Below are 12,906 nucleotides of genomic sequence, written 5' to 3'. Positions count from 1 at the left end.
TGTCCCTATCGAATGTCCTTGTAGAACAATTCATCCTATTACAATACTCTTGTTTCTTTACCCTTTTACCTTCCTGTAATTCAATATACAGGGAAAGTACTCTCGCTGCTTCGTTCAATGTATACAATTCTCCTCATAAATAACTGTAATATTTTAAACTAATGGGCCCTTACAAACAACAATACTATCAAAATGCCTCGACATAGCATGGCATTAATATTATCCATTGCTTAATTTCGCCCTTTCTTGCCTTATTATAAGCATACATTGAACCGAATATTTTTACTTTTTTCAGAAAAATGTTCCGTCACTTTTCTCGCTTTATACATGTGCTCACGCGTCAAAAAGTTCCGTAAAAAATACAAAATCATCTCGCTTGAAACACTCAAGAACCATATAATCAAACTCATAACGAGGATCTATCTCTCGCATGCCGCAGATATCTAGGTACTTATTGACAAAGTTCACAAAGTACTCCTTCGCCTCCTGTCCATCATACCCTCTGTCTCCACTTTCCCTCAAATACTCGCACTGGGAGATATAATGGGCAGGAATAATGATATCTCGGCGCTGCACAAATCCCATTCGCTTCCTCTTGAGCTGTAGCTTCTTTCTGAGCTCATCCCGCTCTTTTCCCCGTGCCTCGTGCATCTGCTTTATTATCTCCATCTCGTCAACCTTTTGATCGGAAATATGTATAATATTGGATATGTAGGTCGAGCTGAATTTGGACATTTCAAGACCCAGCTTCTCCACATATGCCTCACTTTCTCCCGTCATGTCTTCTCGATCCGGTATCAGTTCCCGGATCAACGTACTCACCTGCGTCTTGGGAGAATAGACAATATTGGCATACTTGCGACACTCGCGCAATATCTCCGCTCGCTCGCTATTTTCAAACTCCTTGGTTCTCAGCTTGTTCTTGACAAATCGAATAATCTCACTCCCATATTCTCCCTCGTCAACTTGATTTTCATGAACCCACTCATCAAATCCCACAAGTCTAAGTTCTCTGATCATCTGCTCGTAAATATTCTCACGAATACACTCATAAACCCTATCCATCAAATTCACAAAGCAATTATACGTCACCTTGCTATATCCCTTAAACATCGCCATGTTGCTACACATCCACAGCAAAAATTCCTTTTTATCCTTGTTCTTGGCCTCCTGATACTGTTTCTTGATTCTCGCCGTATGAGTGTCCTGACTAAACTCCACCGACATGTCATACTTCATCTCAAAAAACTCAATCATCTCTTCATACTCGTAATAACTCAGACCATTGTCCAAGCAGTATAGCGCCATGATCTCCCTGTAATCATTGAGCTGAATTCCTGGTTCTGATATCCCATAAACAAGGAATTCCTCTAGCTTCTCTCCGTCAAAGCCAAGGACAAATGCCATTCTAAACAAATGTCGTCTGGCAGGCTTCCCACTTCCCTTTATACCAAACCACTTTTTTATTGTGCTTACACTGGCAACTTCCGCATCCCCCAATGCCTTTATCGTTGCATTGCAGTACCTGTCAATCTCTGCATCATTTAGCTTTTTCGGTTCCGAAACTCCAAAGTATTCTCTTATAAAATAATCCGAAAATTTCCTGTGAAATTCATTCTTTATATCTTCATACTCTCTATTCATCTCTCACCATTCTCCGAATTACTACAAACTCCCATCAAGTCTCACATTGTCTCTTTTCTTAGAGTTTACTCTCGGCTTAGGCGTCTCCCTTGTGACTTTTGGTGCCGCCGTTGCCACCGATACTTCTCTTTTCTTCTTGACGCGAGCTTTTGTTTTCTCAGCTTTCTTAGGCTTTTTGGTCGCTCGGGGTTTGGTAATTTTCTTTGCCGGTTTCTCAGTTGCTCTCGGAGTTTCCGTAGGCGCAATCGATGCCACAGTTTCGGACTCCTCGCTTGGCTGTGGCACCGCAGTTACCACTGCCCTTGGTATAGAGTCGCCAGAGTAATTGGCATTACCTCTGCCAAATATGACATATATAATCCCCAACAACAAAACTATACCCAAAATCCCTACAACTATCTTGCCAGCTCCCCCTTTGCGTTTTTTTTCACCAAAAAAACTATCTATCTCGGCTCTCAACTCTTCCGTAGACTGTTTTCCCTCCGGAAGATTTGTCTCTGTCTTAGTAGTATAAATCTCAGGGTACTCACAATCTGTCGGAATCTGATTATATAAGCTTTCATAAAGCGCTTCCATTGTCTGAAGACGCTCCTCCGGCTCAAGCCTCATCCCCGCCATTATAGTCTTTTTCTGATTCGAAGAGAGCCCTATCCCCTGTACCTTTTCCAAATCAATTAATTTGTCATTAAATACTCGCTCCAGAGCATCCTCTGGAATTATTCCCGAAACCATGTAGTAAATAGTGGCACATAAAGAGTATACATCTGTCCAGGTTCCCTGTTTGGCATTCTCTCGGTACTGCTCAACCGGCGCATATCCCCTCTTAAATACAACGGTATTGTTGCCATTCTGCGCCTTCTCAAGGGACTTTGCAGCCCCAAAATCTATCAGCTTTAACTTCCCGTCCCCGGTTATCATAACATTGTCGGCACTAATATCTCTATGAATAATCCCTCTCTTGTGAACCTTGGCAAGTGACTCTATGATCGGGCGGACCATTTTCAAAGCGTCCGCTCCGGGAATACGACCTTTCTCGGCAATATACTGACTAATACTAATGCCCTTGACATATTCTGTTACAATATATGCTTTGCCGTCCTCCTCAAAAAAATCCCTAGCGGTGGCAATGCCGTCCAAGTCAAAAAAACCAGCTGCCATCTTGGCTTCTCTGACAACTCCCTGGCGCTCTGATTCGGTTCGATAGCTAATCTCCTTAATCGCAACAGCTACCTCAACCTTAGTATCAAGCGCCTTGTAAATCGTGCCAAAACCGCCGTGACCTATAGTTTTCTCAATCTTATATCTTCCGTCACACAAACTGCTCATATCTTCACCACCATATGCGCCGTAAAACCGTGTCCTAAAGCACTACTTTCTTGTACACTTTGGGACTCTCAATATTCTTCCCGCCGCTTTTTTGAATTGTATAAATCATCAATGTTGCCTTTATACCACTTCTATTATATGCCAAATTATAAATATGTTTATTCTTATTGATAACGCTGCTTTTCAGCTTAACTTTCCTGTATTTGGACTTGCCTTTTTTGACATAAATACAAATCCTATTTCCATCCCAACGCTTCGCGTTAATCTCAAGATATCTCACATTTTTCAGTGATTTGCGGTGCTTAATTGCAATTTTAGGTTTTCGCACCTTTACATTCACCTTTACAGGTATACTGTACTCCTTTTGCCCCTTTATGCGTATCTTGTAATAGTAAGCTCTTCCTCCCTCTGCACGTTTATCCCTGAAAACACCGCCGTTGATTGTGCCGACTTTCTTATACTTGCCATTTTTATGAGTCGATCTGTATACATAAACTTTCTTATTTTCTGTTTCCTTCTCATTCCACTTCAGCACCACTTCACCGGAGCTGTTTTTTGCCGACTTAATCTCCACCTCATCAGCGGTATTTGCCACATGGTTTTTAGACGTTTTCTGTACCTTTAACTGATTTCCCAAAAGCACAAACTTGGGAGTGTTCGTCGCAACTGCTGCCGGCGTAGACGTCGGTACCTCCGTTGGCGTCTCTGCAGATATCTCTGCGGGCGCTTCCGTAGGGGCTTCTGTTGACACAATCCTCATCATCGACACAGGCGCCTCTGTCGGGGCAATTGTCGGTGCCAAAGTTGGCTCTATAGTTGGCTCTGCAGTCGGCTCCTCAGTTGGTACTACTGTTGGCTCTGTCGTTGGTGCCACAGTCGGCTCCGCAGTCGGCTCCTCAGTTGGTGCCGCAGTCGGCGCCTTAGTTGGTGCCACAGTTGGTGCAAAACTGGCATTCCCCTCAAAATACGGCCTTCCTGCATTATTACTTGTCAAGTCAAATACAAATTTTCTGTCCATCGGAACCTGATCACAGTATAGAAGAAGCTCCAAGCTACTTCCATCTTCTGAAATCTGACATTTTTTCATGACCGGTGTGCCACTGCTATCGCACTCCAATATCCGACCATTTACATAATCAATGAGATACCTCGGGCTCTTGCTGCACCGGAATTCTATGATTCCATCCGAGTAAACCTTGTACTTTTCCACCAAATCCTTTTTCTCTAGCCTGCTCAAATCAAATACATACTTAGTATCTTCCGGTCTCTCATCAGACCAAACCGTAAGCTCAAGAGTCTTGCCATCCTCAGAGAGCTTTATATCCTTGATTGCGGCATCTCCACCGGTTGTACTGAGAACCTTTCCTTCTATATAATTGATGAAGTAAACAGGACCAAATTTGGTATCAAAACTAAGCTCACCATACTTATCTACCGAATACGTCTCCATAACGTCAAAATAATAGTATCTATGCCCAATTCTACTCACATCGAAAGTATATGTGCTATCTACCGGCAACTGAACGCCATTTACCGTCACGACCAACGTCTTTCCGTCCTCAGACAGCTGACAGGCCTTTAACTCCGCAGGGCTGGAACATTCCAAGATTTTGCCATTGATATAGTCTATCATATAATATGGTCCCTTGCTTGACTGAAACTCAAGATATCCCCCTTCGTAAACATAATAGTCCGACAAATAATCTCCATCCGGCTCTTCATCCACCACGCCAATTGGCACTTCAGTTACTGCAGCTTCCGCCACAGACAAATATTCGGAGCCACAACTAACACACATCGCCACAGCCAATGCAAGTGCGAACATTTTTCTCAAAAAATCCATCTTCTTCTCTCCTTAAAAATGGTGCTTTTCTCCCTAATTATCACTATATCACAGTTCATTTTTTCAGTCAATCAGCTATAAATTTCCCGCTTCATGTCTCGCCATAATATGTCTAATCATTTTATTGTTTTTTTATGGTTTTTTTCTTTACAAAACACTTCTCAGGTGGTAAAATATTAAAAAGTTTTAAAATTTCAAGCATCAGGTGTAGTTTATGAATTTAGAGAGAAAAGTCAATGTTTACGTGATGGGGCACAAGAACCCCGACACAGATTCAATCTGTTCAGCAATAGCATATGCCAATCTTTGCAATACAATTGGCAAGTATAGCAATATGGTTAGGGAATTTATACCGGCAAGAGCTGGACAGCTCAATCAAGAAACGCAATATGTATTAAAGTACTTTCAGACTCATGCTCCTCTATATGTCGAGGATGTTATGACAGAAGTGTCAGATATCGAGATTAGAGAAACCAAAGGAGTGTCAGGAGATATTTCTTTGAAAAAGGCATGGAACATGATGAAGGAGTACGATGTTGTTACACTTCCGATCACGTCAAGGGATCGTGAACTAGAGGGACTAATTACAATCGGAGATATTGCAACAGCTTACATGGACGTATACGATAACAGAATTCTCTCAACTGCAGGAACTTCTTATAAGAATGTCCTGGAGACGCTTGAAGCCAAGATGATCGTCGGTGATGAGAATGCATTTTACGAGAATGGCGAGGTACTTATAGCCGCAGCCAATCCGGATGTTATGGAAGAGCATATTCACGACGGAGATATGGTGATTCTTGGTAACAGATACGAATCGCAGCTTTGTGCCATAGAGATGGGAGCCGCTTGTATTATAGTTTGTATGGATGCTCCCGTGTCACTGACAATATGCAAGTTAGCCGTAGAACACGGATGCAGCATTATCGTCACACCATATGACACATTCACAGCAGCGAGAATGATCAACCAAAGTATGCCGATTGAGCACTTTATGAAAAAGGAGAGGCTCACGACATTTAATCTGACAGATAAAACTGAAGATATTAGAGGAATTATGGGAAAGAAGAGATATCGCGATTTCCCTATTCTAGATGAAGATGGAAAGTACGTCGGTATGATTTCGAGACGTAATCTCATCAATCTCCGAAAGAAAAAGCTGATTCTCGTAGATCACAACGAAACAAGTCAAGCCGTTGATGGCATCGAGTTCGCTGACATCATGGAGATTATAGACCATCATAGAATAGGAACTCTTGAGACTCTCGAACCTGTGTTATTTAGAAACCAACCAGTGGGATGCACGGCGACGATTATTTTCCAGATGTACAACGAGTATGGCGTTGACATTCCGAAGAACATTGCCGGACTTCTATTGGCAGCTATTCTCAGTGACACTCTCATGTTCCGCTCACCTACCTGCACCTCCTATGACAGGGATGCTGCAGAGACTCTATCAGAGATTAGCGGCGTGGAGATTGAAGAATTCTCAGTTGACATGTTCGCAGCGGGAAGCGACTTGAGCTCCAAGGAACCTGAAGAGATTTTCAATCAGGACCGAAAGAAGTTTGATGTGGGAGACAAGTCATTTATCGTAAGTCAGATTAATTCGATGAACAGCATCGAACTTGGCGAGATTCGCGATAAGATATCACCTTACCTAACGCAGAATCTTGGTACACTAAATGTAGACTATGTATACGTTATGTTAACAAATATCGTGAAGGAATCCACTGAGTTGCTTTGTTTTGGAGACAAGGCGCGAGAAGTTGCACTCGAAGCATTCCAACTTCACGGAAACCCGAAGGATATTCGTTTAAAGGGATTGGTTTCAAGGAAGAAACAATTAATTCCTAGCTTGGTAGCTGTTTTGCAAAGCTAAAAAAGGATGGATGCCTATGAAAAACGGATTTTTTAATGTGGTAAAAGAACGCAAAAGGATTTGCGCAAATAAAAACCGAATAAGATTCGTAGCTAATGCTGTAATCTTTGCCTTTGCTATAGGCACAATCGGTAATACTTCATTCTCCTCCGCCGCTACAAAGCGCGTTGAGGATAATGCTAATCTGCTCCAGACCGGGGGAATTATCTCTGTTTCCTCCTCTCTGAAAACATATCTGTCAGAGCGCACAGATTTTGAGCAGTTTCTTTACGAGCGCCTTTTAAGAATGGAAACTTCTATTGATACTTCGGATTATAATATCTCATACTCCGATTTCTTTAAAGCGCTTCAGAATGTCATTAATCACTGCCCAGACCTATTCTATGTGGGCACACACGTGAGCACTTATCAAAACTCAAAAACAAGCACGGTTATTTCCTACGTTCCTGAGTATCTCTACTCAGAGACGAAGGTTAGTGAAATGCGGAAAAAATTCAACTACCGTGTTGATTCGATCATCGATATGGTGGACCCAAGCTGGTCTGACATGGAAAAAGCACTATTTGTTCACGATTATATTATTTCCCAGAGTTCATATGATACAACACATGAAAAGAGCGATGCATATAGCTTGCTGGTAGATGGTACTGCAGTTTGTCAGGGTTATACACTCGCATTTACTTATATCATGGAGAAGCTTGGCATAGAGTCAAGAGCCGTTTCCAGCGCCTCTATGAATCACATCTGGAATGAAATCAAGCTTGGTTCCTCATGGTACCACGTTGATCTCACTTACGATGATCCTGTTCCGGATATGTTGGGAGCTGCAAAGCATGACTTCTTCCTCCTAAGCGATGAAGCCATGGAAGCATCTAGCGTTCACTACGGCTGGGAAGCTATGTACAAATGTACTTCAACAGCTTTTGATAATAGTTTTTGGGAAAACTCTCGCGCACCATTTGTCTATATCAACAATGAGTGGTTCTACTACAGAACTGAGGGAGACAATATCGGAATCTATACCTGGAATCCAAAAACCGGATCCAGAGTCAAGGTCAAAGATTTAAACGGATCTAAGAATAAATGGTATATCACCAATACAACCTACTATACATCCAACTACTCCGGACTTGTTGGATATGACAACTATCTTTTCTATAACACACCAACTTCAATCAAGTGTATTGACGTTACCTCACCAACTTACACAACCAAGACAGTTGTAACACCTAATATATCAGGAAAGATTTTCGGAATTCAATTCAAGGATGGTATAGTAAATTATACTGCAGGTACATCAGCCACCTCAGCATCAACTAATAAATCCGCCTTTAGACTTGAGGCATTTGATGCTGATGCATGGAAAAATGAGCCTGATGTTGACTATACTCCTGTGTCACAACCACAGGGAGATGATGTGCTAGACATATCCTCAATTAGCGATGACCCGGATGTGGATGAAAGCTCCGATGCTCCGGTTTCTACCCCAATCCAGACTGACAATTCAACCAACACAGATAAGACAGACACAACAAAACCAGTCGTGGACGACCAAAAGGTAGATAACACAGATACCCAAGAGTATAGCACAATCACAAAGTCAATCAAGCTCAAAGTTACCGCTAAAAAGGGAAGAAAAAAAATAACAATCAAAACCGTTAAAAAAGCCACAGTTAAGCTCACCTCCTCCAAGAAACTTTTCCTCAAAGGAAAGTCCAAAAAAGGAGCCAAACTTATAAACATAGCTAAATCCAAAAACAAAAAAGGAACCGTCCAAATCAAGACCCGAAGGAAGCTAGCTAAGTGGGACAAGTTCAAAGTTCAAGTAAAGTATAAGGGACTGTGGTATACTAAGAATGTAATTGTAAAGTAAAAAATGGGGCTGTCGCACTAAGACAGTCTAAAAACAGGAAGAGTCCAACCGACTCGAGACGCAATGCCTGCGCATTGAAGTCTCTCTCTGGTTGGCCTCTTCCTGTTTTATTATACTTATCTAGTGCTGACATTCCTCCCCAAAATCATGATTTACAGAGAAAATTTCACAGACTCTATTTTACAGACTCGGAAACTCTAAGAATCTAGCTTAATCCATAAAGCAGGGCGTACGCCAGCCACCGCACTTTGATAAAGACGGTTTATTTCATCGCCCTGGCTCCATGTGCACCATGCATCGGCTTTCAGATACTTTTCCTCTCTTAACCACCAGTCTCCCGTACATAATCTAGGCTCTCCAGCAATGCTGCCTTCACATCCCAGTGATTCTAATTCCACGAAGCCCGCTGGAAAATCTGGAAAGAATTTTTCTTTTACATATTGTGTCGGATAGGCATAATGTAGAAATCTTTCATCATGCAAAAATTCATGTACCTCACTTTCGTTTAAGCAGAATACTTTATCAAATGTACCGGAACTTTGTAAACTTACTTCTTTTATTTTTGCTTGTTCCTCTTTAGAAAATGTATCATTTATAAAATCACTATTTAAATATCTTCGCAAATCACAATTCTCCCACTTAATATCCCTTGATAATTTTCCTGGATTATAAGGCCTATAATCAATTATATTTTTTGAAAAAACAAGCATCTCATTTCCCCTATTTTGAAGAACTATCCACTCAATTGGGTTCCCACCCGGATCCTTACCAAACAGAATAGTTTTCTCAGATAGAAATAGATATTGTGAAGATAGAAATAATCTCCAACCACGGTATCCTCTGTCATTCATAACACCAGCTAATACGGCTATTCCATTCACATCTGTTAAAACATCTTCTCTTTTAGGTTTATACGATCTTATAGGCCTTTCAGGATAAATTGGTTCCTCTGAATCTATAGGACGTGGTGGTAACTTCAATGGCTCTAACTCGCTTGGTAACGCCATCAGCTTTCCATACGAATTTAATACTGGTGGAAGCATAGCTTTCTTTTTTGATTCTAAAACATCTATATCCTTTTTTAATGCATTCTTTTTCTTTATTTTTAACAAACTAAGTCCTGCAATTTCTTCTCGTAAGCCATCAATTTTCAAGTCTATTTTATTAATCTCATTGTCATAAGCATCTTTTGCATGCTTAAAAGCATTTTGCACATCTTTGTTATGCGCATCGACACGATTCCTCTCAATATCATACTCTGCCTTTTTTTGGTTATATTCTGCTGTTAATCTCTCACACTCTGTTTTCCAAGCATTTTGTCTTTCAATACGTATAGCCGGCCAATTTTCTCTAATATCACAACATTCATTCTCATAAGCTAATTGCTTTTTTTCTTCAGTTTCTTCCCAAATCTTTAAATCTTCCTGGTATTTTTTTTCAATCTGATTATACTCATCGCCTAATCTTTCTTTTACATATTCGTTTGCAATCTCTAAAATATCTTCCAAGCCTTCTTTAGAATATTCTTTCCTTATCTCATCATAACGCTCTTTTTCTTTCAGCAATATTTCTGTTTTTTGCTCATCTGTTGCATATTCCTTAAATCTTGCATAATAAGCTCTGAGCATTTCATTTAAAGTACAAAATGCTTCAACGAAATCTTTACTCCCATCAAAATTCTCATTAAAGTAATATAACGGTAAATATGGGATTACAAATGCAATATGAACTGCATCGATATCACTATCAGAAAATTGATTTGCAAGGATATATTTTTCTTGAATGATATCTTTAACGTCACAATTTAGTTTTGACAATACAAAGCTCCAGATGTCGTCCGGAATAAAATGATAATCATGTAAAATATCCGGACTAAGATACCAGCTATCTTCTTCGGACCCAAGAAGATAACGATCACGTGGGTAATCATAGAATCTTCTAAGTGCAAGTTTCACAAGTTCTGTTATATTTTTTGATTTACAATATGCCAATATTTTACCCATATATGCTTCTGCGCACTTAGGAGATTGATTTAATACACTCTCAAATAAATTATCTGCCTTATCAAATTCGCCATCCTCCAAGGTAATAAATCCACGTTCCAATAATGAATTAATATTACTTCCTGCATTGGCAGACAGGGCCTGTGATACTTCAACATTAATATCTCCCGACTTTGCACCATTTAGCTTTAGTATCTTATCAATCCCTCTTAACAAATCCTGATCCGCGCCTACTTTTCCCATATCTTGCGCCTGTAAATGCTTAAACTCGTTCGGTATATCATATGCATCAGTGCCTTTAAAACATGGAATCAGATGTTTTTCTTTATCCTTTACCATCAATTTTAAATAACGACTCCACTCGTTTTTCACCCATACAGCGTTGTAATTGTCATAGGATGTTCCAAAAACAAGCATAATTTTAGCAGATGTAAGTGCAGCAAAAATATAAGGCTCATATTCCCAGCCAAGCTTGTCTTCTAAGCTGATACGAGAAAAAAATACACGATATCCTTTTTCCGTCAGCATATCATACACATTCTGCGCCATTACACTATCTACGGTTCTATCACCATTTTCGTCGGTTTCTTTGTAACAGATAAATATATCATAAGGTTCTTCTTTTCCCGACACTTCAATAATACCTTTTCTAATTTCTTCTATCTGTTTTGCCTGTTCACGATATAAGTTTCTTGATATATTATCTGCATTCTCCATTACCATTTCAAAATCCGAGTCTTCCATAATTGAATCAAAAGAAGAGCGATGACAAGTCGGAACCTTAGCACCGGAAACTGGATCATCTACATATTCGATACCGTACTTACACAGTAACAGCCCCCAATATGCTTCTGCCTCCAGGTCTGACTCTGCAATAATGCTTTCATAAACTCCTGAAGCCTTATCAAATTCATTTGCCATACGAAGTCGATTGGCACGGTCATATAACTTCATCTTCTTTTCGTCATCTATAGTTGGAACTGTTTGCTTACTTCCACAATACTCACATTCACATACGCTTTGATCTTCAGTAACTTTTAATTCACCACCACACATTTTACATTTTAATGCAATCATAATTCGCCCTCACTTTCACCTTTTATTCTTTTTACTATCTCCTCAAAACACTGGTCAGAATAGTATTCAACCATATCATTCTCGCAAAACAATAATTCATTAATCTCTTTTTTCTTTTGTTTAATATATTGTTTTTGTTTCTCTTCATCTACATATTCACAATGAATAAAATAGAGAATTCTCTTTTTTTCTCTAATTCGCTTTCGTAGTATATTAACAATATGTTCATCATCCGAATTAACACCATATCCTAAAACCACCACGTAATCAGCTGTTATTAGCATATTTACTGCCTTTGATAATTCGTTAATTTGTTCCGCATTGACTATAGGCTTAATTCCACTTTGAACAAATATAAAGGGAATAATTGTATCATCTTCCTCAAATTCATCCATTTGTCCTATTTGCTTGGTTTTTAAGCTTTCAAATAAGTCCAATTTTCCATGAACATAAGATATATTACTATCCTCCAAACCTATAATCTCTTTTGAGAAATTGGTATAATTTGTTGTTACTACACTGACACAATCATTTATTCTTTTTCCAAACAATTCTCGAATTGTATTATAATATAGCTTCTTTCCAGAAGCTTTTAGTTCGTCAACTATTTGCTTTTGCAATTCATCAATATGATTGCAAAAACTCCTCCGCCTATCTGACAGACTACAATCTTTCATATCTTCATTTTTTAAAGAAAAATCGCATATTCTTTCTAAATCACTTAACATACATCCAAATGCTGAATAATACAATTTAACAACTTTATTTACCTCATTTTTATACTTTTCAGGTTCACTCAAATAATTAAATAATGAGTCTGCAAAAGAGTAAAAGCATCCATTTTCTAAAAAGAATTTCAAAACTTCACCATAATCTTTTTCAGCAATATCGTGATCTTTTAATTTATCGTAAATCTCTTTTTTATACATGTTCAAAAAACTATTACATATTGATTCCTTATCTTCAACTTTCTCATCTTTACGATAATCCAAATACTCATTAGCTATTTTTGTATGTTCTTCGCTCCATCCAAAATTATCCGGTGATCCTTTTTTTATTATTGTCTGATATAACACACTATAAGAATTCCATGTCAAAAAAATCCCATTGATTAGACTCATGTTATTATTTAAAATATTAGCTAGCTCCTTAGATCTTCTAGCTAATAATGTTTCCTTTTGAAATTCTGCTCCGGATGACAGGCCTATTTGTCCTTTCCCCTCACATCCTGCTCCCATCAAAAATGTTATCTTCATAT

7 protein-coding genes are annotated in these 12,906 nt (G+C 39.2%); 2 read left to right on the top strand and 5 right to left on the bottom strand.

Going from position 1 to position 12,906, the window contains the following annotated elements:
• Window positions 1-333: 333 nt before the first annotated feature.
• From L877_RS0110740 to L877_RS14140, 3 genes are read right to left on the bottom strand one after another with little or no spacing between them, the layout of a single operon-like run.
• Window positions 334-1,644 (bottom strand): hypothetical protein, encoded by a 1,311-nt coding sequence (locus L877_RS0110740; RefSeq protein WP_026836076.1) that lies wholly within the window; start codon window positions 1,642-1,644, stop codon window positions 334-336.
• 21 nt (window positions 1,645-1,665) lie between these two features.
• Window positions 1,666-2,970 (bottom strand): serine/threonine protein kinase, encoded by a 1,305-nt coding sequence (locus tag L877_RS0110735; RefSeq protein ID WP_026836075.1) that lies wholly within the window; start codon window positions 2,968-2,970, stop codon window positions 1,666-1,668.
• A gap of 34 nt (window positions 2,971-3,004) precedes the next feature.
• Window positions 3,005-4,813, bottom strand: a complete 1,809-nt coding sequence (locus L877_RS14140) for a PT domain-containing protein (protein ID WP_026836074.1) — start codon at window positions 4,811-4,813, stop codon at window positions 3,005-3,007.
• A 214-nt stretch (window positions 4,814-5,027) separates the two neighbouring features.
• Between L877_RS14140 and L877_RS0110725 the strand changes: the two genes are divergently transcribed.
• Window positions 5,028-6,695, top strand: coding sequence for a putative manganese-dependent inorganic diphosphatase (locus L877_RS0110725; protein WP_026836073.1), 1,668 nt, complete (start codon window positions 5,028-5,030; stop codon window positions 6,693-6,695).
• 16 nt (window positions 6,696-6,711) lie between these two features.
• Complete coding sequence (locus L877_RS13705; protein WP_026836072.1) at window positions 6,712-8,568, top strand: transglutaminase domain-containing protein; 1,857 nt, start codon at window positions 6,712-6,714, stop codon at window positions 8,566-8,568.
• A gap of 197 nt (window positions 8,569-8,765) precedes the next feature.
• Here L877_RS13705 and L877_RS0110715 read toward each other — a convergent pair whose 3' ends face one another.
• A complete protein-coding gene (locus tag L877_RS0110715; RefSeq protein WP_026836071.1) occupies window positions 8,766-11,648 on the bottom strand; it encodes a DUF6273 domain-containing protein in 2,883 nt (960 codons plus the stop codon).
• Entirely contained in the window at window positions 11,645-12,904 is a 1,260-nt protein-coding gene (locus tag L877_RS0110710) for an SIR2 family protein (protein ID WP_026836070.1), read from the bottom strand. The genes L877_RS0110715 and L877_RS0110710 overlap by 4 nt, the downstream gene beginning before the upstream one ends.
• Window positions 12,905-12,906 lie beyond the last annotated feature (2 nt).

The sequence above is a fragment of the Eubacterium xylanophilum ATCC 35991 genome, from assembly GCF_000518685.1.
Taxonomy (GTDB): Bacteria; Bacillota; Clostridia; order Lachnospirales; family Lachnospiraceae; genus Eubacterium_F; species Eubacterium_F xylanophilum.
The sequence above is the reverse complement of the archived record's forward strand: the minus strand, read 5'-3'. Positions and strand labels throughout refer to the sequence as shown.